Origin of the sequence: Acinetobacter junii (assembly GCF_018336855.1) — a bacterium.
Lineage (GTDB): Bacteria > Pseudomonadota > Gammaproteobacteria > Pseudomonadales > Moraxellaceae > Acinetobacter > Acinetobacter junii.
On sequence record NZ_CP059558.1, the window covers coordinates 14,523 to 37,281 of the forward strand.

General features: G+C 41.8%; 17 protein-coding genes, 2 tRNA genes and 3 rRNA genes. 17 read left to right on the forward strand and 5 right to left on the reverse strand.

Annotated features, from left to right (window positions below; all coding sequences use genetic code 11):
- Positions 1-29 precede the first annotated feature (29 nt).
- Together H2677_RS00065 and erpA are read left to right on the forward strand one after the other, a co-directional pair.
- Positions 30-1,034 (forward strand): putative solute-binding protein, encoded by a 1,005-nt coding sequence (locus H2677_RS00065; protein ID WP_004914600.1) that lies wholly within the window; start codon positions 30-32, stop codon positions 1,032-1,034.
- A 123-nt stretch (positions 1,035-1,157) separates the two neighbouring features.
- On the forward strand, positions 1,158-1,493 hold the full coding sequence (gene erpA / locus H2677_RS00070; protein WP_004914604.1) for an iron-sulfur cluster insertion protein ErpA: 336 nt from the start codon (positions 1,158-1,160) through the stop codon (positions 1,491-1,493).
- A 50-nt stretch (positions 1,494-1,543) separates the two neighbouring features.
- Here the strand turns inward: erpA and H2677_RS00075 are convergent, their stop codons facing one another.
- The gene (locus H2677_RS00075) at positions 1,544-2,677 is read right to left on the reverse strand and encodes an anhydro-N-acetylmuramic acid kinase (RefSeq protein ID WP_212638903.1); all 1,134 of its coding nucleotides are present in this window, start codon (positions 2,675-2,677) and stop codon (positions 1,544-1,546) included.
- 61 nt (positions 2,678-2,738) lie between these two features.
- Here H2677_RS00075 and tyrS point away from each other — a divergent pair, with 61 nt between their 5' ends.
- The 9 genes from tyrS (at position 2,739) to H2677_RS00115 (ending at position 11,001) form a co-directional block, all read left to right on the forward strand.
- The gene (tyrS, locus tag H2677_RS00080; protein ID WP_212638904.1) at positions 2,739-3,971 is read left to right on the forward strand and encodes a tyrosine--tRNA ligase; all 1,233 of its coding nucleotides are present in this window, start codon (positions 2,739-2,741) and stop codon (positions 3,969-3,971) included.
- Positions 3,972-4,479: 508 nt separating this feature from the next.
- Positions 4,480-6,018, forward strand: a 16S ribosomal RNA gene (locus tag H2677_RS00085).
- 59 nt (positions 6,019-6,077) lie between these two features.
- A tRNA-Ile gene (locus H2677_RS00090) sits at positions 6,078-6,154 on the forward strand.
- A gap of 70 nt (positions 6,155-6,224) precedes the next feature.
- A tRNA-Ala gene (locus H2677_RS00095) sits at positions 6,225-6,300 on the forward strand.
- A 381-nt stretch (positions 6,301-6,681) separates the two neighbouring features.
- A 23S ribosomal RNA gene (locus H2677_RS00100) occupies positions 6,682-9,575 on the forward strand.
- A 175-nt stretch (positions 9,576-9,750) separates the two neighbouring features.
- Positions 9,751-9,865: ribosomal RNA gene (gene rrf, locus H2677_RS00105) — 5S ribosomal RNA — on the forward strand.
- Together the 16S, 23S and 5S rRNA genes with 2 tRNA genes alongside form the textbook arrangement of a ribosomal RNA operon.
- 115 nt (positions 9,866-9,980) lie before the next feature.
- Positions 9,981-10,316, forward strand: coding sequence for a tetratricopeptide repeat protein (locus H2677_RS15975; protein WP_228301658.1), 336 nt, complete (start codon positions 9,981-9,983; stop codon positions 10,314-10,316).
- Positions 10,276-10,671, forward strand: a complete 396-nt coding sequence (locus tag H2677_RS15980; RefSeq protein WP_228301659.1) for a tetratricopeptide repeat protein — start codon at positions 10,276-10,278, stop codon at positions 10,669-10,671. Before H2677_RS15975 ends, H2677_RS15980 begins: the two co-directional genes overlap by 41 nt.
- An 18-nt stretch (positions 10,672-10,689) precedes the next feature.
- Complete coding sequence (locus H2677_RS00115; RefSeq protein ID WP_005403491.1) at positions 10,690-11,001, forward strand: ankyrin repeat domain-containing protein; 312 nt, start codon at positions 10,690-10,692, stop codon at positions 10,999-11,001.
- Between the two features lie 286 nt (positions 11,002-11,287).
- Here H2677_RS00115 and H2677_RS00120 read toward each other — a convergent pair whose 3' ends face one another.
- The gene (locus tag H2677_RS00120; protein ID WP_039908699.1) at positions 11,288-11,983 is read right to left on the reverse strand and encodes a TIGR04219 family outer membrane beta-barrel protein; all 696 of its coding nucleotides are present in this window, start codon (positions 11,981-11,983) and stop codon (positions 11,288-11,290) included.
- Positions 11,984-12,114: 131 nt separating this feature from the next.
- Here H2677_RS00120 and H2677_RS00125 point away from each other — a divergent pair, with 131 nt between their 5' ends.
- The 3 genes from H2677_RS00125 (at position 12,115) to H2677_RS00135 (ending at position 15,563) form a co-directional block, all read left to right on the forward strand.
- On the forward strand, positions 12,115-13,557 hold the full coding sequence (locus H2677_RS00125; protein WP_212638905.1) for an aldehyde dehydrogenase family protein: 1,443 nt from the start codon (positions 12,115-12,117) through the stop codon (positions 13,555-13,557).
- A gap of 371 nt (positions 13,558-13,928) precedes the next feature.
- On the forward strand, positions 13,929-15,407 hold the full coding sequence (locus H2677_RS00130) for a sodium-dependent transporter (RefSeq protein WP_004910343.1): 1,479 nt from the start codon (positions 13,929-13,931) through the stop codon (positions 15,405-15,407).
- 12 nt (positions 15,408-15,419) lie between these two features.
- Complete coding sequence (locus H2677_RS00135; RefSeq protein WP_004910340.1) at positions 15,420-15,563, forward strand: methionine/alanine import family NSS transporter small subunit; 144 nt, start codon at positions 15,420-15,422, stop codon at positions 15,561-15,563.
- 43 nt (positions 15,564-15,606) lie between these two features.
- Here H2677_RS00135 and rsmB read toward each other — a convergent pair whose 3' ends face one another.
- Both rsmB and fmt read right to left on the reverse strand, forming a co-directional pair.
- Positions 15,607-16,914: a 16S rRNA (cytosine(967)-C(5))-methyltransferase RsmB gene (gene rsmB / locus H2677_RS00140; protein WP_130576320.1), complete on the reverse strand. Its 1,308-nt coding sequence runs from the start codon at positions 16,912-16,914 to the stop codon at positions 15,607-15,609.
- The gene (fmt, locus tag H2677_RS00145; RefSeq protein WP_212638906.1) at positions 16,911-17,873 is read right to left on the reverse strand and encodes a methionyl-tRNA formyltransferase; all 963 of its coding nucleotides are present in this window, start codon (positions 17,871-17,873) and stop codon (positions 16,911-16,913) included. The genes rsmB and fmt overlap by 4 nt, the downstream gene beginning before the upstream one ends.
- A gap of 211 nt (positions 17,874-18,084) precedes the next feature.
- On the opposite strand from fmt, the gene ilvD reads away from it, so the two are divergent.
- From ilvD to H2677_RS00160, 3 genes are all read left to right on the forward strand, one after another.
- Positions 18,085-19,914, forward strand: a complete 1,830-nt coding sequence (ilvD, locus tag H2677_RS00150; protein WP_004951068.1) for a dihydroxy-acid dehydratase — start codon at positions 18,085-18,087, stop codon at positions 19,912-19,914.
- Positions 19,915-20,075: 161 nt separating this feature from the next.
- The gene (locus H2677_RS00155) at positions 20,076-21,362 is read left to right on the forward strand and encodes a hypothetical protein (RefSeq protein ID WP_129261245.1); all 1,287 of its coding nucleotides are present in this window, start codon (positions 20,076-20,078) and stop codon (positions 21,360-21,362) included.
- Positions 21,363-21,404: 42 nt separating this feature from the next.
- Entirely contained in the window at positions 21,405-21,812 is a 408-nt protein-coding gene (locus H2677_RS00160) for a DUF4259 domain-containing protein (RefSeq protein WP_004965172.1), read from the forward strand.
- 41 nt (positions 21,813-21,853) lie between these two features.
- Here H2677_RS00160 and H2677_RS00165 read toward each other — a convergent pair whose 3' ends face one another.
- Positions 21,854-22,750, reverse strand: a complete 897-nt coding sequence (locus tag H2677_RS00165) for a LysR family transcriptional regulator (protein WP_212638907.1) — start codon at positions 22,748-22,750, stop codon at positions 21,854-21,856.
- Positions 22,751-22,759 lie beyond the last annotated feature (9 nt).

Sequence of the window (22,759 nt, forward strand, 5' to 3'; positions counted from 1 at the left end):
AATCACCAAAATGCAAAGGAAAAAAGAACATGCAATGGTTTAAAACATTAATGCTCGCAACAGGTGTTGCAGTCGTATCCGCAGGCGCTCAAGCAAAGCAAACAATCTGTGTATTTGATATTGTTGGTAAAAGTGGCGATGTTTACGCACTTATGAAAGATTATCAGCTCGCTGCAAAGACTTGGGGCGCTGATATCGAATTAAAAGTTGGCACCAATGAGGCTGTAATTGCTGAAGACTTTAAAGCTGGAAAATGTGATGGTGTGAGTATCACAGGAATGCGTGGTCGCCAATTCAATAAATTTACAGGTTCTCTCGATGCAATTGGTGCAATCACTGACTTAAAACTTGCAGTTAAAGTGATGCAAGGTCTTGCAAGCCCAGTGTTTGGAAAATCGATGGTCAATGGTAAATATGAAGTTGTCGGTGTGATCCCAGTAGGTGATGCTTATTTACTTGTTAATGATCGTAATATTAATACGGTGGCAAAAGCTGCAGGTAAGAAAATCGCGGTATTAGACTATGATGAAGCACAAAAAATTATGGCTTCACAAGTCGGTGCACAGGCTGTAAGTTCAGATATTACAAACTTTGGTGCAAAATTTAATAACGGTCAGGTTGATATTATTGGTGCGCCAGCAGCTGCATTTAAACCTTTGGAATTGCATAAAGGTTTGGGTACAAAAGGCGCAATTGTGAATTATCCGATCTTACAAGTGACAGGTAATTTGATTATTCATCCAGATAAATTCCCAGCAGGATTTGGTCAAAAGTCACGCGAGTGGGTTAAAAGCCAACTACCACGTGCATTTGGTATCCTTGGTAAAATGAAGGCGGATATTCCGCAAAAATATTGGATGGAAGTTCCTGAGTCTGATAAGCCAGGCTATCAAAAACTTATGCGTGAATCACGTATTAACCTGACAGCTAAAGGGATTTACGATAAACGCATGATGAAGCTTTTGTGGCAATTCCGTTGTAAAGAAAATCCAAAGAATTTTGAATGTGGCTTACAAGACGAAAACTACAAATAATCTTGTAAAAGTATTTTGAATAGCCCTTTAAAACTTCAAATACAGACCCGATATTGAGTATGCTATACTGAATATCGGGTCTTTTATGTATGAAAGACAAAGAAAAGTCGAGGAATATCCATCATGAACGCACAAGCTCTTGAATTGTCAGATAATGCTGCCAAAAAAGTTCGCCAATTACGCGAAAGTGAAGGGAATAATGATCTTATGTTACGTGTCTATGTAACAGGTGGAGGTTGTTCTGGCTTTTCTTATGGTTTTAACTTTGCAGAAAGTGCTAATGAAGACGATGCTGAATTTACCAATGGTGATGTTAAAATGTTGGTTGACTCATTAAGTTATCAATATTTAGTCGGTTCAGTCGTTGATTATCTAGAAGGTTTGGAAGGTTCACGTTTTGTTGTACAAAACCCAAATGCAACAACGACGTGTGGTTGTGGATCTTCTTTCTCGATTTAAGTTTAAAAAAGATATAAAAAAGCTTCTCGATACGAGAAGCTTTTTGCTATTTACACTGCAGTAATTGTACCCAAGATACGATTTCCTGATGCACCCGTGACAGCTGGTAAATTACCACTGAGTTGTTCCATAAAACGCATCGCTAACCAAGCAAAAGCTGTGGCTTCAACCCACGTTGGAGCAAGACCCAGCGCATCTGTGGTTTGCACAGACCAATTATGCTTGCGCAAACGCCAGCGTAGTTGTTCAAGTAAATATGAATTATATGCGCCACCACCACAGACATAAATTTCACCTGTCGGCATAGCATCTTTACTGCGATAAATTGCTTTCTTAATTGCACGAGTTGTCAGTTTCATTAAGGTTGCTTGAACATTCTCTGGCGTATCTTCAAGTTCATCGTACTCTAAATCACTTCGCCAATCGCTGAGCTGCTCATCCAACCACTCTAAATTAAAGTCTTCACGACCCGTACTCTTCGGAGGTTCTTTGGCAAAAAATTCGTGTGTTTGTAAACGATCTAGCAATGAGCGAATGGGATTGCCATATGCAGCCCAGTCACCATTCTCGTCATATGGATGACCTGTATGACGATGACACCATGCATCCATCAAAATATTGGCTGGACCTGTATCAAATCCATATACGCCGTCCGCATTGTTTGCAGGTAGCATACTGACATTTGCAATTCCGCCCAAATTTAAGATGACGCGATGAATACTGTCATGCTGAAACAAGGCCTGATGGAAAGCAGGAACTAAAGGTGCACCCTGACCACCAGCAGCCATATCCCGACGTCTAAAATCCGAAATAACAGGGATTTGAGTGATTTCAGTAATAATATTGGGATCACCGATTTGAAAGGTAAAGCCATGTTCAGGACGATGACGAATGGTCTGCCCATGTGAACCAATTGCTTTAATTTGATTTCGATCTAAATTATTTTGTTTGATCAGTTCATTGATACCATGTCCAATCATCTGCGCCAGAGCCACATCAGCTTTGCCCATACGATCGATTTCGTTATCATCAGGCAAAGTGAGCGCCATCAATTCGTCACGTAACGCTGGATCAAAAGGAACAGTCAGGGTTGCGTGCAAAGTTAAAGGATTAAAAGAAGCTGCAACAATATCAACACCATCCATGCTTGTGCCAGTCATTACACCAATATAGATTGCGCTCATATACAACTTCCCCTGCAAGACGCTGAAAAAATGTTAGTATATCGCACAAATTGAATAACTGATGTGTTTAGGTTTTGTGATGTCAAATTTCTTGCCCGCCGAAGAACAGCTTGCTCTCATCCAACGAGGCACGCACGAGATTATTTCTGAAGAAGATTTATTGAAAAAACTCAAAGAGAATCGTCCACTACGTGTAAAAGCAGGCTTTGACCCTACGGCTCCTGATTTACATTTAGGACATACTGTTCTCATCAATAAGTTAAAAACCTTCCAAGATTTAGGGCATGAAGTCACATTCTTAATCGGTGACTATACTGCGATGATTGGTGACCCAACGGGTAAAAGTGCAACACGTCCGCCGTTGTCAAAAGAACAAGTCCTTGCCAATGCAAAAACATACCAAGAACAAGTCTTTAAGATCTTAGATCCAAATAAAACTAAAGTCCGTTTTAACTCAGAATGGTTCAATCAGAAGTCTGCTGCTGATTTGATCCAATTGGCGAGCCAACAAACCGTATCACGTATGTTAGAACGTGATGACTTTACTAAGCGCTATAACAATCATCAGCCTATTGCCATTCATGAGTTCTTATATCCATTAGTACAGGGCTATGACTCAATTGCGCTTGAATCAGATGTTGAGTTGGGTGGTACAGACCAAACCTTTAACTTGTTAATGGGGCGTACCTTGCAAGGTCGTTATGGTCAAGAATCACAAGTGTGTATTACAGTACCTATTCTTGAAGGTTTAGATGGCGTAAATAAGATGTCTAAATCTTTAGGCAACTACATTGGCGTGTTCGACACACCAGGTGCAATGTATCAAAAAATCTTGTCGATGCCAGATAGTTTAATTGAACGTTACTTTGATCTACTTAGCTTTAAGTCATTAGATGAAATTAAAGTTCTACTTGAGGAAATGGCTGCAGGTCGTAATCCACAAGAAATTAAACGCATCTTAGCACTTGAGCTTGTTGAACGTTTCCATGATGCAGAAGCAGCAGAAAATGCACATAAGAGTGCAGGGAATCGAATCACTGAAGGTGAAGTTCCTGAAGATACGCCTGAAGTAACCATTTCTCGTGCTGAATTTGGTGGTGAATTATTTATTGCAACTATTTTACGTGTGGCGGGTTTAAATCCGAATGCAGCATCAGCTAAAGATGCTGTTGGACGTGGTGCAGTTAAAGTCGATTGGAATGTTGTGGATATGAGTTTCTCTGTAAAAGAGAATGGAACTTATATTATTCAGTCTGGTAAAAAAGCCATCGCCCGTGTGACGTTTACTGACTAATACGGCAATGGAAAAAATAAAAAGCAGGCCATGAGCCTGCTTTTTGTACATAAATAGATGATAAAAACAACGAAAACATCAGATTTGTAGAAAAAAGAAACATGCAAAAGAAAATAATAAAAAACAGGGTTGCAAGCGTTTAGAAATGCTGTAGAATGCACATCCATCGGCGGTGATGCGGATAAAAACTTGTTGAGAAACAAGGATTTGGCTAAAGTGGTTAGATTCTTGGGTTGTTTGATAAGTTTTAAAAATATCTAAATTACCTGTTGACTTTAAAGAAATTTAGAGTAATATAGCCGACCTAGCTTGATGATGACGAATCATCGAGAAGATCATTAAGAGAATAGAAGAACAACTTGTGTGGATTTTTACTGGTTGATCGATCGAAATAATTTTCATTGATTGAATGGTAGAAATTTCTCGAAGTTTATTTGAGCGAATTTTTAGTCAGAAAATTGATGAGCCAGAATTAGCACCTTGTCTTAACTAAGGTGCAAAATGATTTTAACTGAAGAGTTTGATCATGGCTCAGATTGAACGCTGGCGGCAGGCTTAACACATGCAAGTCGAGCGGAGATGAGGTGCTTGCACCTTATCTTAGCGGCGGACGGGTGAGTAATGCTTAGGAATCTGCCTATTAGTGGGGGACAACATTCCGAAAGGAATGCTAATACCGCATACGTCCTACGGGAGAAAGCAGGGGATCTTCGGACCTTGCGCTAATAGATGAGCCTAAGTCGGATTAGCTAGTTGGTGGGGTAAAGGCCTACCAAGGCGACGATCTGTAGCGGGTCTGAGAGGATGATCCGCCACACTGGGACTGAGACACGGCCCAGACTCCTACGGGAGGCAGCAGTGGGGAATATTGGACAATGGGGGGGAACCCTGATCCAGCCATGCCGCGTGTGTGAAGAAGGCCTTATGGTTGTAAAGCACTTTAAGCGAGGAGGAGGCTACTGAGACTAATACTCTTGGATAGTGGACGTTACTCGCAGAATAAGCACCGGCTAACTCTGTGCCAGCAGCCGCGGTAATACAGAGGGTGCGAGCGTTAATCGGATTTACTGGGCGTAAAGCGTGCGTAGGCGGCTTTTTAAGTCGGATGTGAAATCCCCGAGCTTAACTTGGGAATTGCATTCGATACTGGGAAGCTAGAGTATGGGAGAGGATGGTAGAATTCCAGGTGTAGCGGTGAAATGCGTAGAGATCTGGAGGAATACCGATGGCGAAGGCAGCCATCTGGCCTAATACTGACGCTGAGGTACGAAAGCATGGGGAGCAAACAGGATTAGATACCCTGGTAGTCCATGCCGTAAACGATGTCTACTAGCCGTTGGGGCCTTTGAGGCTTTAGTGGCGCAGCTAACGCGATAAGTAGACCGCCTGGGGAGTACGGTCGCAAGACTAAAACTCAAATGAATTGACGGGGGCCCGCACAAGCGGTGGAGCATGTGGTTTAATTCGATGCAACGCGAAGAACCTTACCTGGCCTTGACATACTAGAAACTTTCCAGAGATGGATTGGTGCCTTCGGGAATCTAGATACAGGTGCTGCATGGCTGTCGTCAGCTCGTGTCGTGAGATGTTGGGTTAAGTCCCGCAACGAGCGCAACCCTTTTCCTTACTTGCCAGCATTTCGGATGGGAACTTTAAGGATACTGCCAGTGACAAACTGGAGGAAGGCGGGGACGACGTCAAGTCATCATGGCCCTTACGGCCAGGGCTACACACGTGCTACAATGGTCGGTACAAAGGGTTGCTACACAGCGATGTGATGCTAATCTCAAAAAGCCGATCGTAGTCCGGATTGGAGTCTGCAACTCGACTCCATGAAGTCGGAATCGCTAGTAATCGCGGATCAGAATGCCGCGGTGAATACGTTCCCGGGCCTTGTACACACCGCCCGTCACACCATGGGAGTTTGTTGCACCAGAAGTAGGTAGTCTAACCGCAAGGAGGACGCTTACCACGGTGTGGCCGATGACTGGGGTGAAGTCGTAACAAGGTAGCCGTAGGGGGAACCTGCGGCTGGATCACCTCCTTAACGAAAGATTGGTGACCGGTAAGAATCCACAACAAGTTGTTCTTCGAAGATGTATCTGAGGGTCTGTAGCTCAGTTGGTTAGAGCACACGCTTGATAAGCGTGGGGTCACAAGTTCAAGTCTTGTCAGACCCACCACTACTGACGAAGTGATGAATAATCACAAGCTGCTAGATGAAAAGATATGTCGTTCATTATGATTAAAGCTGGGGACTTAGCTTAGTTGGTAGAGCGCCTGCTTTGCACGCAGGAGGTCAGGAGTTCGACTCTCCTAGTCTCCACCATGAATTAAATGAAATATTTAATTCTGAGCTAAATAGATTATAGAGTTTAATGAATAAAAAAGATCAAGTAATTGTTCTTGGTTTATTAATCTCTGTGATTTATCACAGTTTACTACGCACCGACGAGGTGGTAGTTAATCATTAACAGATTAGAAAATTGAGTCTGAAATAAATTGTTCACTCAAGAATTTAAGTTGATCGAAGTAATTCGATTGATTTAAACATATTGAGAACTAGCAAAAACACTGAATCAAGCGTTTTGGTATATGAATTTAGATTGAAGCTGTATGGTGATTAAATTCACAGACAACAAACCAGTAGCAATTAAGTTTGCAACGATAACACTCACTTGTATGTGTTAACGACTGTTTGGGGTTGTATAGTCAAGTAATTAAGTGCATGTGGTGGATGCCTTGGCAGTCAGAGGCGATGAAAGACGTGATAGCCTGCGAAAAGCTCCGGGGAGGCGGCAAATATCCTTTGATCCGGAGATTTCTGAATGGGGGAACCCACCCGCTATAAGGCGGGTATCATAAACTGAATACATAGGTTTATGAAGCGAACGAGGGGAAGTGAAACATCTCAGTACCCTTAGGGAAAAAGAAATCAATTGAGATTCCCTTAGTAGCGGCGAGCGAACGGGGAGCAGCCCATTAAGTTATGTGTGTTTTAGTGGAACGCTCTGGGAAGTGCGAACGTAGAGGGTGATATTCCCGTACACGAAAGGGCACACATAATGATGACGAGTAGGGCGAGGCACGTGAAACCTTGTCTGAATATGGGGGACCATCCTCCAAGGCTAAATACTCCTGACTGACCGATAGTGAACCAGTACCGTGAGGGAAAGGCGAAAAGAACCCCTGTGAGGGGAGTGAAATAGATCCTGAAACCGCATGCATACAAGCAGTGGGAGCCGACTTGTTCGGTGACTGCGTACCTTTTGTATAATGGGTCAGCGACTTATATTCAGTAGCGAGGTTAACCGAATAGGGGAGCCGTAGAGAAATCGAGTCTTAATAGGGCGTTTAGTTGCTGGGTATAGACCCGAAACCAGGCGATCTATCCATGAGCAGGTTGAAGGTTGGGTAACACTAACTGGAGGACCGAACCCACTGTCGTTGAAAAGCCAGGGGATGACTTGTGGATAGGGGTGAAAGGCTAATCAAGCCTGGTGATAGCTGGTTCTCCCCGAAAGCTATTTAGGTAGCGCCTCGGACGAATACCATTGGGGGGTAGAGCACTGTTTCGGCTAGGGGGTCATCCCGACTTACCAAACCGATGCAAACTCCGAATACCAATGAGTACTATCCGGGAGACAGACTGCGGGTGCTAACGTCCGTAGTCAAGAGGAAAACAATCCAGACCGCCAGCTAAGGCCCCAAAATCATAGTTAAGTGGGAAACGATGTGGGAAGGCATAGACAGCTAGGAGGTTGGCTTAGAAGCAGCCACCCTTTAAAGAAAGCGTAATAGCTCACTAGTCGAGTCGGCCTGCGCGGAAGATGTAACGGGGCTAAAACTATGTGCCGAAGCTGCGGATTTGACATTAGTCAAGTGGTAGGGGAGCGTTCTGTAAGCCGATGAAGGTGTATTGAGAAGTATGCTGGAGGTATCAGAAGTGCGAATGCTGACGTGAGTAACGACAAAACGGGTGAAAAACCCGTTCGCTGAAAGACCAAGGGTTCCAGTCCAACGTTAATCGGGGCTGGGTGAGTCGACCCCTAAGGCGAGGCCGAGAGGCGTAGTCGATGGGAAATTGGTTAATATTCCAATACTTCTGTGTAATGCGATGAGAGGACGGAGAAGGTTAAGTCAGCCTGGCGTTGGTTGTCCAGGTGGAAGACCGTAGGCATGCATCTTAGGCAAATCCGGGGTGCTCTATGCTGAGAGTCGATAGCAAGCTGTACTTGTACAGTGAAGTGGCTGATACCATGCTTCCAGGAAAAGTCTCTAAGCTTCAGTTACACAGGAATCGTACCCGAAACCGACACAGGTGGTCAGGTCGAGTAGACCAAAGCGCTTGAGAGAACTCTGCTGAAGGAACTAGGCAAAATGGTACCGTAACTTCGGGAGAAGGTACGCTGCTGACGGTGATGGGACTTGCTCCCTGAGCGGTTGGCAGCCGCAGAAACCAGGCCGCTGCAACTGTTTATTAAAAACATAGCACTCTGCAAACACGAAAGTGGACGTATAGGGTGTGATGCCTGCCCGGTGCTGGAAGGTTAATTGATGGGGTTAGCGTAAGCGAAGCTCTTGATCGAAGCCCCAGTAAACGGCGGCCGTAACTATAACGGTCCTAAGGTAGCGAAATTCCTTGTCGGGTAAGTTCCGACCTGCACGAATGGCATAATGATGGCGGCGCTGTCTCCAGCAGAGGCTCAGTGAAATCGAAATCGCTGTGAAGATGCAGTGTACCCGCGGCTAGACGGAAAGACCCCGTGAACCTTTACTGCAGCTTGACATTGAACTTTGACCTTACTTGTGTAGGATAGGTGGGAGGCTTTGAAGTTGGAACGCTAGTTCCAATGGAGCCGTCCTTGAAATACCACCCTGGTAATGTTGAGGTTCTAACTCTGTCCCGTAATCCGGGACGAGGACCATGTCTGGTGGGTAGTTTGACTGGGGCGGTCTCCTCCTAAAGAGTAACGGAGGAGTACGAAGGTGCGCTCAGCGTGGTCGGAAATCACGCGTAGAGTATAAAGGCAAAAGCGCGCTTAACTGCGAGACCCACAAGTCGAGCAGGTACGAAAGTAGGTCTTAGTGATCCGGTGGTTCTGTATGGAAGGGCCATCGCTCAACGGATAAAAGGTACTCTGGGGATAACAGGCTGATACCGCCCAAGAGTTCATATCGACGGCGGTGTTTGGCACCTCGATGTCGGCTCATCTCATCCTGGGGCTGAAGCAGGTCCCAAGGGTATGGCTGTTCGCCATTTAAAGAGGTACGCGAGCTGGGTTTAGAACGTCGTGAGACAGTTCGGTCCCCTATCTACCGTGGGCGCTGGAAATTTGAGAGGATCTGCTCCTAGTACGAGAGGACCAGAGTGGACGAACCTCTGGTGTACCGGTTGTCACGCCAGTGGCATCGCCGGGTAGCTATGTTCGGAAGGGATAACCGCTGAAAGCATCTAAGCGGGAAGCCTACCTCAAGATAAGATTTCCCTAGGAATTTATTCCTCTAAAGAGCCGTTCGAGACTAGGACGTTGATAGGTTGGGTGTGGAAGCACGGTGACGTGTGAAGCTGACCAATACTAATTGCTCGTGAGGCTTGACTATACAACACCCAAACAGTTGTTGTATTCAAGATAAATTCAATACACAACTTGATTTAGTGTACAAACTAGTTACAATACAGACCCAATAATCTAATCCGTTAATAACTCTTTGGATCGTAAGTAAGGCAAACATTATTAATTAATGTGAATAAGACCCGAAAACACCACAACAGTTTGCTGGCGACAATAGCAAGAGTGAACCACCTGATCCCTTCCCGAACTCAGAAGTGAAACCTCTTCGCGCTGATGGTAGTGTGGCGTTTGCCATGTGAGAGTAAGTCATCGCCAGCTTTTAAATCTAAATACCCCTAACCTGACGGTTAGGGGTGTTTTTTATTGCGTGAAGAATAAATAAATTGGCTTGTGCTAATATCCCTCTATATTTGTATAGGGACATGGAGTAGATATGAAAAAAGGCTTGTTGGTATTGGTTGTTAGCTTATTAGTTCCAAGTATGGCTTTTGCAATCAATGACTTGGATACAGGTCTAAAAGCTTATTATCAAAAAAATTATAAAGTTGCTTTTGACAGTTTTGAAAAATCAGCAAAAATGGGAAACGTTCAGGCAATACACTATTTAGCAAGTTTGTATTTTCAAGGTTTAGGTGTCCCAAAGAATGTAGAAAAGGCTTTTAACTTATTTAATCAATCTGCTCAAAAAGGTTATGCTCCCTCCTTAGCAAATCTTTCGATTATGTATTATGAAGGTATTGGAGTACAAAAAAATCCTGAAAAGTTTTGAATATACTAAAAAGGCTGCGAATGCAGGAGATTTGCAATCTCAATTTAATTTAGGTAATGCTTTTCGCAAAGGGAACTTTGTTAAACAAGATTATACTAAAGCTGCTTTTTGGTATGAAAAATCAGCAAAAGCTGGTTATTCTTTTTCTCAAAATGAGTATGGTTTATTATTTGCTCAAGGTTTAGGTGTTGAACAAGATTATTATAAAGCTTACGCATGGATTAGTGTTTCAGCTGAAACAGGAAATGATCAGGCAATTAAAAATTTGAAGAATTTTACTCAAATTTTTAATATCCAAGAAATGAAAAAGGCTAAGGAGCTAGCTGATCAGTATAAAACACTTTATCTTAAATAAAAAAATTAGGTATTTCTGATGAAACTCAATTCATTCTCTCCACTCCCTGAAAACGATGATGAACTTCATCTTCCTGAACTGGTCTATTGGGCTTCTCTTGGTGATATGGAACAAGTCGAACAATTATTGGCTGACGGTATAGATCCAAACCAGACTGATGATGAAGGGTATAGCGCGTTACAGGCTGCTGCTGAGAATGATCATTTGGCGGTGGTGAAGCTACTAGTGAGTAAAGGGGCAAATGTGGCTTATAAAGGCGAATATACTGCGCTGCAGCTTGCAGAAATGGCAGAGCATGATGAAGTAATTGCTTATCTTAAAAGTCTTTAAATCACGCATAAAATGATAAATAAAAAGAAGCCCCATCATCCTGACGGGGCTTCTTAGTATTCAGTTTCTTGTCGTTTATATTCCTTATCAACGACCGCTTCCTGCGTATCTTGTTATTTTCAATGAGACTTCCTGTCTCTTTATGTTTTATATGATAGGGCAAAGTTTTCAATTGAACTATTCGCTAATGACGACGATGGTTGTAGGCTTAAGCTTACATGGCAAATATATACTTCATAATAAAAAAAAGCGGAATCATCCGACTCCGCTTTTTCATTAATTTGATTTAGAAATGAATGTCTAAACCAACATATGGCCCTTTAAAATCAAATTTAAGATCATTTTTTTCATAATCATCTAATTCGATGTTTAAGATACGGTAGCCTGCTTTCAATCCTACATCGACTAATAAATTATCAATAAAGTTATATTGTAATTCTGCTTGGGCATCTGTGATTTTAGCATCATTAAAGTTGCTGTAGAGTAACTCGCCTTTAGCACTCAAACCTGTAAACGGTAGTTTGACCCCAGCTGAACCGTAGATCACTGGAATTGTTTTATCGATATCAGTTTTTGTTAAATTCAACGTTTTGACATCGCCATTCAAATTGCTTGCACCAAAACCAACATCTGCATTCACAACGTTATCGAGAATTTCATAATATAGAATGAAATCGGTATGATCGATATCTAAGTCATAAACAGGTTGACCTAAAACTTCATTTTCAGTTTGTGTTTTTAAATTCACATAACGGATTTTTGCATTTGGAATTAATGGAACAGGGTGTTCAACAGCAAGAGAAATTTGTGCAGCCCCTTTACGGTCAAGGTCTTGATCTTGAGCAGAAGTTTGGGTTGCCATATTTGCTTTACCGTCGTATGCCCAGTAACTCACATCACCTTTGACACCAATAACATCTGCTTGTGCTAAACCACAAAGGCTTGTTCCTAAAGCAAGCATCGATATTTTTAAAATTTTCATCGTATAGTCCTAATTTATGAGCGTAAACCGTAATGAATTGTTGTGAATTCATCATAGATTGGGCGAATCATATAGTGATCTGTAAAATTATGCAGTAGTCTAATTTTAGTTTTTTGAAAAGAGAATAAGAAATGAAAGAGCAAGAAAACGTTGTTGAATATCCATTATATTTGGCTGGTAAAGCGGTAAAAACAGCAGCGTGGTTAGATGTACATCATAAATATCAGGCTCATGTTTTCGCACGAGTTGCTTTGGCTGATGCTAAAACTCTAGAAAAGGCAATTGCATCAGCTGTTAAAGCCGAAGCTGAAATGGCTGCTTTAAAACCTTTTGAAAAACAAAAAATATTGTTGCATTGCGTTAAACGGTTCAATGAATTGCGTGGTGAATTGACTGAGATTTTGATTGCGGAAGGTGGCAAGCCTCGTGGTGCAGCAAGTGCTGAGGTTGAACGGCTGATTAATACCTTCCAATTGGCTGCGGATGCAGTGACTCAAATGGATGATGGCCGAATAATACCTTTAGCTGTGACACCAGCAGCTTCTCGTTATCGTGGGATGGTTAAACAGGTGCCGATGGGTGCAGTTTCCTTAATTAGTCCATTTAATTTTCCTTTGAATTTAGTAGCGCATAAGATCGCACCTGCAATCGCAGCGGGTTGTCCTTTTGTACTGAAACCAGCAAGTTTAACGCCAATTAGTGCGCTTAAAATTGCAGAGGTATTGGCTGAAACAGATTTGCCTAAAGGTTCATGGTCAGTATTGCCTTGTGATCGCCAAGCGGCGGATATTTTAGTTACCGATGATCGTTTTAAGTTGCTCAGCTTTACGGGTTCTGATCAAGTCGGCTGGGATATGAAAGCGAGAGCAGGTCGTAAAAAGGTTACGCTTGAATTGGGGGGTAATGCTGCGGTGATGATTGAGGCGGATGCAATCATTGATGATGCTTTGATTGACCGTTTAATTGGTGCAGCATATGGTCATGCAGGTCAGATTTGTATCAGCGTGCAGCGGATTTTAGTGCATGCTGATATTTATGCGGATCTAAAAAAGAGATTAATCACGAAATTAAAAAAAATTAAAGTTGATGATCCAAGCTTAGCAACGACGTTGGTCGGTCCAATGATTAAAGAAGCTGAAGCGATTCGACTGAAAAAATGGATTGATAAAGCCGAGAAGAAAGGTGCAAAAATACTTGTTGGTGGTGTTTTAGATGGTGTTTGTTTTGAACCTACCTTATTGGAAAATGTTGATTCAAAGTTAGAAATTTATAAAGATGAAGCATTTGGCCCTGTTGCCATTTTAGAAAAATATAAGGATTTCGAGCAAGGAATTGCAACAATTAATCAAAGTCGTTTTGGATTACAAGCAGGAGTTTATACACAAAATCTCAATAAAATGTTGTATGCATGGGACCATTTACATGTAGGAGGTGTAATTATCAATGATGTGCCAACCTTCCGTGTCGATAATATGCCGTATGGCGGTGTGAAAGACTCAGGCTTAGGTCGAGAGGGAATTCAATCCGCGATTCGAGATATGCAGGAAGAACGGTTGCTGGCGATCAAGCAATAGATTATTCAGGTAGACCTTGTGATTCTGCACCTAATAGTTTTCTGTATCTTAAATTTATCATTTGACTGTAAGGTCAACTATTGACTGAGTTGAAAAATAATCAAACGCTCGAAAAGTGTGATTTTTTCGTCAGGAATTTACAGTAAAAAGAAATAAAAACAGGTATTGTTCAGCTATTAAAAGCAGAAAAACAAAATCCAATCTTTAAGGAAGATGGTTTGGTTTTTGCTTGTTTGTACATGGAAATAAGAGACCCACAAGGTTGAACTTTCATGCAAGCAAAACAAGATTTTTACGGTACTTTTCTCTCTGTTGGATAATAACAAGTGAACGCAGTTTGAAAAGTGCCACATGAATATATTAGGTGTTCTATGGCAGATTCTCGTGAAAACTGGACATCACGATCTGGTTTTATTATTGCAGCTGTAGGTTCAGCTGTAGGTTTAGGTAATATCTGGCGCTTTCCATATGTTGCCTATGAAAATGGTGGTGGTGCCTTTCTTATCCCGTATTTATTGGCACTTATCACTGCGGGTTTACCACTTTTATTTTTAGATTATGCCACAGGTCATCGTGCACGTAATTCTCCACCGAAAGCTTATCGTTCTTTGTTTAAAGGCGGTGAAACATTAGGTTGGTGGCAAGTCTGTGTCTGTATTATCATCGGTTTATATTACGCTAGTGTTTTGACTTGGGCGGGAAGTTATATTTATTTCTCTATCGGGCAAGCGTGGGGTAGTGATCCTGAAAGCTTTTTCTTTAATACTTACCTACAAACTTCAAAAGCTTCAGGTTTTGATTTTCAGTTTGTTAGTCATCTATTTTGGCCAATTGTGGGAATTTGGGCATTAACACTCATCATTCTTTATGGTGGGGTTAAAAAAGGTGTTGAATTATCGAACAAGATTTTCATGCCTTTACTGTTCGTATTGTTCACTATCCTTGTTGTTCAATCTTTACGTTTACCTGGTGCGGTTCAAGGCTTAAATGCTTTCTTTACGCCAAACTGGGCAGCGATGATGGACTATAAAGTTTGGTTAGCAGCTTATGGTCATACGTTCTTCTCACTTTCTGTAGGTTTCGGGATCATGGTGACCTATGCATCTTACTTGAAGCCTAAAACTAACTTAACAGGCTCTGGTTTGATCGTTGGTTTTGCCAATGCATCGACTGAAATCCTTGCTGGTATTGGTATTTTTGCTGCACTTGGCTTTATGGCACATGCTGCGGGTACAGAAGTTAAAGATGTCGTAAGTGGTGGTATTGGTCTGGCATTTATTGCATTCCCTAAAATTATTTCAAGCTTAGGTGCAGGCGCAGACGTATTTGGTCTGTTGTTCTTCTCATCGTTGTTTGTTGCTGGTATTTCATCGATGGTGAGTATTCTTGAAGTGCCAATCGCAGCAATGCAGGATAAATTGAAATGGGGACGCAAGAAGGCAGTAACGATCATCGGTGGTGGTAGTGCGCTAGTTTCAGTGATTTTATTCTCAAGCGTTAATGCCATTAAGCTGGTGGATATTGTGGATCACTTCATCAATAACATCGGTATTATTGGCGGAGCATTGGTTTCTATCATTAGTATTGCTTGGTTTAAACGCTCTGCTTTGATTGAACTTCGTGATCATGTGAACCGTATTTCTACGATTCAGTTAGGTAAAGGTTGGGCGTTTACGCTTACTGTGATCACATCATTGATCCTGTTAACGACTTTGAGCATGACAGTGATTAACTTGATTAAGAACGGTTACGATACTTACAGTATGAGCTTACAAGGCGTGTTTGGATGGGGCAGTGTCATTTTCTGTGCTGTCGTTGCGCTAGTTTTAAGCAGAATGAAAGATCGCTAGGAGAATAAAATTATGAATACTTCAGCAATCGTAATGATGATTATTTCAATGGTGTTTTTATGGGGTGGACTCGCTTTGTCGATTCGCCACCTAATGAAGAATCCAGAAGATTTAGATGATGTTCTTGAAGAAGTTAAAGATCAGCATACGCTGTGATTGATTCTTAAAAAAAAAGCAGGCTTTTAAGCCTGCTTTTTTATTACGCTTGTTTTTGGATATGACAATAATAGAAACCATCACCTGATTGATTTGAAGGCAACAGCTGACGACCATGAATCTGTTCTATACCCCAATCTGCAGAGATTTTAATTTCTTTTGCATCGGGATGGTCTGCAAAAAAATCGACCATCTGCTGCTCATTCTCGACTTTTAATATTGAGCAGGTGATATAAAGCAGCGTACCGCCAACTTTAAGCTGTTGCCACATCTGTCTCAAAATCTGTTGCTGTAAAGCCACGGTTTGTGCGATGTCTGTGGATTGTCTGAGCAAGCGAATATCCGGATGACGACGAATAACACCTGTTGCAGAACAAGGTGCATCCAGCACGATACAATCGACGGGTTCTGGTGCCTGCCATGTGGTGGCATCGGCTGCGATAATCTCCACCTCAGTTTGATCTAAGCCAAGACGTTCGATATTTTCAGAAACACGCAATAAACGTTTTGCATCATGATCTAATGCGATTAGCTTTTTAGGATTAAAGCGCTCAAGGATATGTGCTGTTTTTCCACCTGGTGCAGCACAAGCATCAACCACCACTTTGCCATCTAGGTTCGGTAAAAGCGTGGCGCACAATTGTGCATGTTCATCCTGAACAGAAAAGCCACCTTCTTCGAAACCTGGTAAATGGGTAATATTGCCCGTTTGTTCCAAAACAATACCAACGTCGGAAAGCATGCAAGGACGAGCATCAATCTGTTCTTCGTCCAAAATCTCTAAATATTCATCACGACTAACTTGGCGTTCATTGACGCGCAGGGTGAGTGGCGCGACTTGTTTTAAGGCTTGGCACAGATGCTCTGCTTGCTCAGGCCAATCTTTTTTGATTCGTTTGAATAACCAACTTGGTAAACCATGTGTATTATTCAAAGCTATTTGAAATTCATCTGTTTCACGTGAAACACGACGCAGAATCGCATTGACCAAACCACTCATTGGCTCGAAACCTAATTGCTTAGCAGCATTTACAGTTTCCGAGATTGCAGCATGTACAGGAATACGGGTACATAAAATTTGATATAAACCAAGATATAAACAACTTTCTAATGCTTCATTGTCTAACGGTTTGGTAAGCAATGGTAAGGTAATGGCTTTTAATGAAAACCACTGGCGTAAACAACCTAAAGTCAGTTCGTGATATAAACCACGATCACGTTCAGAGACCATATTGATATGTTGATTCAATACGGAAGTCAAAGATTGCCCATTTTGAACAGCCAAAAGTGTTTTGATCACTTGCGCACGTAGATTCAGATTTTTTGTAGATGATTGATTCGATTGGCTCATGGGAGAATTTGTCCAAGATGTAATTTTTGAGTTTGGGCAATTTGGACAGCATTGAGCGCTTTACCACCTGACCACTGTAAACTGGTTAAGCACACGACACTGTTTTCACCACAAGCGACATGTACGCCTTGCTTATCAATTGCAAGAATTTCACCTAATTGAGCATTTGCTTTACTGATCTCGGAGCGCATTGAACTCCAAACACGTAAGGCGTTATTTTCATCCAATTGAATAAAAGCCACAGGCCAAGGGTTGAACGCACGAATATTGCGGTCGATTTGGATTGCAGTTTGTGTCCAATCAATACGTGCTTCTGATTTTACTAATTTATGTGCATAAACCGTCAGGGATTCATCTTGAACTTCACGTTTGGCAATAAATGATTGCAAACTTTGCTCAGATTCAAGCACGGTACAAATGGCTTCAGCACCTTGAGTTGCCAACTTGTCATGCAAGGTTGCAGAGGTATCTTCTGCAGTAATTGGGCAATAGGTTTTGTACATCATATCGCCTGTGTCCAAACCTGCTGCCATTTGCATGATGGTGATACCTGTTTCAGCATCTCCTGTTGCGATTGCACGTTGAATCGGAGCTGCTCCACGCCAACGAGGTAATAGAGAACCGTGAATGTTTAAACAACCATATTTAGGCATATCTAATACGGTTTGTGGCAAGATCAGACCATAAGCGGCGACTACCATGACATCAGCACCCAAAGCTGCTAACTCTTGTTGAGCAGCAAAACCTTCTTCAGTCGACGCTTTAAAATGCAGTGGTTGAAAAATAGGTAAACCATGTTCAAGTGCAAGTTGCTTTACAGGAGATGGCGTAAGCTTTTGTCCGCGTCCTGATTTACGATCAGGTTGAGTGTAAACCGCAATAATCTGGTGTGGTGTTTTTAATAATGCCGCCAATGCGGTTGCCGCAAATTCAGGCGTACCAGCAAAAATGATCTTCACAAAGATAATCCACAGAAAATTTACCCCAAATTATAAGCCAAAAAGCCACTAGTCCCTAATTAGGTGAAAGGAATTGTCTTTGAACAAAAAAAGATAGGTTCGCTGGTCATCAGTTAAACGATAACTTGTAGTATGATGGGAAAAGCTCAGTATCATTTCGCCAGAGAGAATGTCCTATTCATCTCGAGCACAAACTTGTTGGGAATAAAAAATGCCTGATTATCGTTCGAAAACATCAACACATGGAAGAAATATGGCTGGCGCGCGCGGTTTATGGCGTGCGACAGGTATGAAAGATGAAGATTTTGGCAAACCAATTATTGCGGTCGTCAACTCATTTACCCAATTCGTTCCAGGTCACGTGCATCTTAAAGATTTAGGGCAACTGGTTGCACGAGAAATTGAAGCTGCTGGTGGTGTAGCGAAAGAATTTAATACCATCGCGGTAGATGATGGTATTGCGATGGGGCATGACGGCATGTTGTATTCATTGCCATCACGTGATTTGATTGCTGACTCAGTTGAATACATGGTCAATGCACACTGTGCAGATGCGATGGTCTGTATCTCGAACTGTGACAAGATCACACCAGGAATGCTCATGGCGGCTATGCGCCTTAATATTCCAGTGGTTTTCGTTTCTGGCGGCCCAATGGAAGCGGGTAAAGTTAAATTCCGTGGCGATGAAAAAGCGATTGACCTTGTTGATGCGATGGTTGTTGCTGCTGATGAAAGCTATACCGATGAAGAGGTTGCTGCTTTCGAACGCTCTGCGTGTCCTACTTGTGGTTCATGTTCAGGTATGTTTACTGCAAACTCGATGAACTGTTTAACAGAAGCATTAGGTTTATCATTACCAGGCAATGGTTCAATTGTTGCAACTCATGCCAATCGTGAAAAATTATTCCTAAAAGCGGGTCGTTTAGTTGTTGAACTTGCGAAACGTTATTACGAACAGAATGATGACAGCATTTTGCCACGTTCAATTGCAACTAAAGCTGCGTTTGAAAATGCAATGACGCTTGATATTGCAATGGGTGGTTCAACCAACACTGTATTACATTTACTTGCAGCTGCACATGAAGCTGAAGTTGATTTTACAATGGATGATATTGATCGCTTGTCTCGTCAAGTACCAGTGTTGTCTAAAGTTGCACCTGCAAAATCTGATGTGCATATGGAAGATGTGCATCGTGCGGGCGGTATTATGGCGATCTTAGGTGAGCTTGATCGTGCCAATCTACTGAATACTTCTTGCCCAACCGTACATGAAAAAACACTGAAAGATGCTTTAGATAAGTGGGATATTATTCGCACTGAAGATCCTGATGTTTATGAGTTCTATCGCTCTTCACCAGGCGGTGTTCCTACGCAAGTCGCATTCTCACAAAACCGTTATTATTCAACGCTTGATGGTGACCGTGAGAAAGGCGTAATCCGTAATGCGGAACATGCTTTCTCTAAAGACGGTGGTTTGGCTGTACTTTACGGTAACATCGCATTAGATGGTTGTATCGTTAAAACAGCGGGTGTAGATGAATCGATTCTGAAATTCACCGGCACAGCACGTGTTTTTGAAAGCCAAGATTCAGCGGTTGAAGCAATCTTAGATCATAAGATCGTTGCAGGTGACATTGTTGTGATTCGCTACGAAGGTCCACGCGGTGGTCCAGGTATGCAAGAAATGTTGTATCCAACAAGCTACTTGAAATCTAAAGGTTTAGGTAAAGACTGCGCTTTGATTACGGATGGTCGTTTCTCTGGTGGTTCTTCAGGCTTATCAATTGGTCACGTGTCTCCTGAAGCTGCTGAAGGCGGTGCGATTGGTTTGGTTGAAGATGGTGATACCATTGAAATCGATATTCCAAATCGTACGATTCACTTGAATGTAGATGATGCAACGATGGCTCATCGTCGTACGGTTCAAGAAGCAAAAGGCTGGCATCCAGCTGAAGAGCGCAAGCGTAAAGTTTCTAAATCACTTAAGATTTATGCAATGCACTCTACGAGCGCAGCAAAAGGCGCTGTTCGCGTTCTGTAATTCTGATCGCCGCTTAAAGCGGCGAGATCCCTCTTACAATAAAAGGGGGATTTTTTTTTGATTTTATTAGATACTGAAGATAATTTTTGCTGACGTATAAATTGATACGTGAGTACAATTTCATTCACTTACAGATTTTATGACCATTAGAGGCTATCGACATGTCTTTGTTACGTCGTTGGTTTGATCCCATCCGATCGCGTTGGTTTTACCAAAAACCTTCTCGTCAGGCGGAATTACCCACGGAACAGGGTTTAAGCATTTATCTTCGTTTAGACGATGTTTATAGTTATCTTGCGGTACAACAACTGGATCAGTTGAATGAGATTTTGAGTGACGAACTCAAACCATTAAAGGTGATTATATCTAGACAGGGTGCAGAACCCCCAAATGGAATGACAGCCGAAGATTGGCTTCAATATTGTCTAAATGATGCCAAGATTCTAGCAAAACAGCATCGTTTTGGATTTGACGATACACCTGAAATACCAACAGCAGAAGCCTTACAACAAGCAGAAACAATTCTAAGAAATACGCCATTAAGAGAACAAAATTTTTTACATTTACTAGAAGATGTCTTTCATATGCTTTGGCAGCAGCAATATGGAAAATTACGTACTTTGCATGCCATGGCCAGCAAGCATCAAACTCCACAAAATTACCCAGAACGCATTTTTAAAGATGTGCCAGTGATTGCTAGCTATTTCGAATTTGGTGAGCGTAAGTATCAAGCTGTTGATGATTTATTACGTTTGACCCGCCGTTTAAAACAACAAAAACTACTTACGGGTAATCCCATCTTTTTGATTAATCATATTGAGTGGCGAGAGCATTTAATCAATGACGGTGAGTCTATAACTGAAGTTCAAGGTTTGCATCCAGAGCTGGATTTATATATCGCTCTTGAAGATCCAATGAGCTGGTTATTACTCGCCTACATCAAAGAAGAACTGGCAAATTATTACAACATCCAATTAAGCGTGCATCCATTAAGTTATCACGGACGTGATTGGTTTGATTGGAGTTTGGCAACACGAGTGTCTAAGCGGACACAAGTTGCATTTACACCTTTTTGTCGACCAACCAAAGAGGCAACCTATGAAATGGCAAAATTGTTTTATAGCGTCCCTATTGAGCAACAAGTCGACTGCATGCATGAGATTTTAGAAGCGGTTTGGACACGTGGAAAAGATTTATCCTTTAAGGCGCATTTTCAAAAAATGCAAAAGCGTTTGGATATTGACCAACTGACTGAACAAGATGTTGAACAATGCTTAAAGCAAAATGATGTTCTGTGTCAGGAAAAGCATCAACCTGATTTTCCAGTCTTAGAATTTCGTATAGACGGACAAACTTATGTGTTTAATAGTTTGTATCGAGTGTGGATGATTGAAAGCATTATTAGTAATGTTTTAGAAGAAAAGTATAAACAACAAAGCCAAGAGTAACTTTGAGCATTTTAATACTGAACAATAAAAAAGGAAAAAATGATGGGAACATGGTCACATGAATCGTTTGGAAATGACACTGCAAATGACTGGGCATACGAACTAGAGGATGCGACAGACTTTTCAGTGATTGAGGCTGCTTTACAGGTGGCACTTGATGAGGGCGATGAGTATTTAGATGCTGATTTAGCGATGGAAGCCATTGCTGCGGTTGAAGTCATTGCAAAGCGTCTTGGCAAAGGGACTCAATCCGATGTTTACACTGAGAAAGTAGATCAATGGTTAGAAACCATTTCGGAGCAACCAAGTGATGATCTGTTGTCATTGGCGAAGCGTGTTTTGGAACGAATAGTTGCTGATGATTCTGAACTGAAGGAGTTGTGGCTAGAGTCCGATGAATATGAGTTATGGTTGGGGAACATTCAGCAGTTAAAAGATGCTTTAAATTAAAAGAAAAAAGAGCCGCATTTGTGGCTCTTTATTTTTGAGTACTATCTTAAAGGATGATCTTTAAAATGCTGGACAACCCAATCGATAAACACACGTTGTCTAGGCGAGACCAATGTTTTAGATGGATAAAGCAAAGAGACTGGTAAAGAGGGGACGATATATTCTGTTAATAATGGGCAAAGTAGTCCATTTTCAATTTCTTCTAAATGACCATAACGAGGTGCTTGGATAATTCCAAAACCTTGAATTGCTGCGGCTGAGAATGAGTGAGCGCCGTTGACTTGAAGCATTGAATTTAGCTCATATAGCTTTAACTCATTACGCACTACAAATTCTAAAGGTAGTGGTTTTTGTCGAGCTGAAGAATAAAACCCGACCATAAAATGCTGTTTTAAATCCGCTAATGTTTTTGGTACACCATATTTTTCTAAGTATTTATGGCTCGCAAGTGTGATTTGTTCAACCTGTCCTAGTGCTCTAACGACAAGTTCACTGTCATTCAGTTGTCCGATTCGAATAACACAATCAATTCCTTCTTTTATGAGATCGACATATCGGTCACTTTCAGTCAAATGAAGTTGTATGTCTGGATACTCTGCTAAAAATAAATGTAAATGTGGAATGATGAAATGGGATGCGAAGATTCCATGCACTTCGATTTTTAATGTGCCTTTAGGCTTAGCATGAATGAAGTCATTTTCGGATTCATCAATATAAGCCAGAATATATTTGCAATGTTGATAATAGGTCGCACCTTCATCAGTCAGGCTCACTTGACGAGTTGTGCGAAAAAGTAGACGTGTATTGAGTTGAGCCTCCAATTGCTGGACAGCATCAGTAAGGGTCGAGCGAGGTAAATTAAGGAACTGCGCTGCTTTAGTAAAACTTTTATGCTCAACCACCTGTATAAATGCTGACATCGCATTGAGTTTATCCATAGCACCCTT

What these genes read in the sequence shown, in the direction of transcription:
- H2677_RS00065 (WP_004914600.1), top strand. Translation starts at nt 30, where the DNA reads ATGCAATGGTTTAAAACATTAATGCTCGCAACAGGTGTTGCAGTCGTA.
- erpA (WP_004914604.1), top strand. Translation starts at nt 1,158, where the DNA reads ATGAACGCACAAGCTCTTGAATTGTCAGATAATGCTGCCAAAAAAGTT.
- H2677_RS00075 (WP_212638903.1), bottom strand. Translation starts at nt 2,677, where the DNA reads ATGAGCGCAATCTATATTGGTGTAATGACTGGCACAAGCATGGATGGT.
- tyrS (WP_212638904.1), top strand. Translation starts at nt 2,739, where the DNA reads ATGTGTTTAGGTTTTGTGATGTCAAATTTCTTGCCCGCCGAAGAACAG.
- H2677_RS15975 (WP_228301658.1), top strand. Translation starts at nt 9,981, where the DNA reads ATGAAAAAAGGCTTGTTGGTATTGGTTGTTAGCTTATTAGTTCCAAGT.
- H2677_RS15980 (WP_228301659.1), top strand. Translation starts at nt 10,276, where the DNA reads ATGAAGGTATTGGAGTACAAAAAAATCCTGAAAAGTTTTGAATATACT.
- H2677_RS00115 (WP_005403491.1), top strand. Translation starts at nt 10,690, where the DNA reads ATGAAACTCAATTCATTCTCTCCACTCCCTGAAAACGATGATGAACTT.
- H2677_RS00120 (WP_039908699.1), bottom strand. Translation starts at nt 11,983, where the DNA reads ATGAAAATTTTAAAAATATCGATGCTTGCTTTAGGAACAAGCCTTTGT.
- H2677_RS00125 (WP_212638905.1), top strand. Translation starts at nt 12,115, where the DNA reads ATGAAAGAGCAAGAAAACGTTGTTGAATATCCATTATATTTGGCTGGT.
- H2677_RS00130 (WP_004910343.1), top strand. Translation starts at nt 13,929, where the DNA reads ATGGCAGATTCTCGTGAAAACTGGACATCACGATCTGGTTTTATTATT.
- H2677_RS00135 (WP_004910340.1), top strand. Translation starts at nt 15,420, where the DNA reads ATGAATACTTCAGCAATCGTAATGATGATTATTTCAATGGTGTTTTTA.
- rsmB (WP_130576320.1), bottom strand. Translation starts at nt 16,914, where the DNA reads ATGAGCCAATCGAATCAATCATCTACAAAAAATCTGAATCTACGTGCG.
- ilvD (WP_004951068.1), top strand. Translation starts at nt 18,085, where the DNA reads ATGCCTGATTATCGTTCGAAAACATCAACACATGGAAGAAATATGGCT.
- H2677_RS00155 (WP_129261245.1), top strand. Translation starts at nt 20,076, where the DNA reads ATGTCTTTGTTACGTCGTTGGTTTGATCCCATCCGATCGCGTTGGTTT.
- H2677_RS00160 (WP_004965172.1), top strand. Translation starts at nt 21,405, where the DNA reads ATGGGAACATGGTCACATGAATCGTTTGGAAATGACACTGCAAATGAC.
- H2677_RS00165 (WP_212638907.1), bottom strand. Translation starts at nt 22,750, where the DNA reads ATGGATAAACTCAATGCGATGTCAGCATTTATACAGGTGGTTGAGCAT.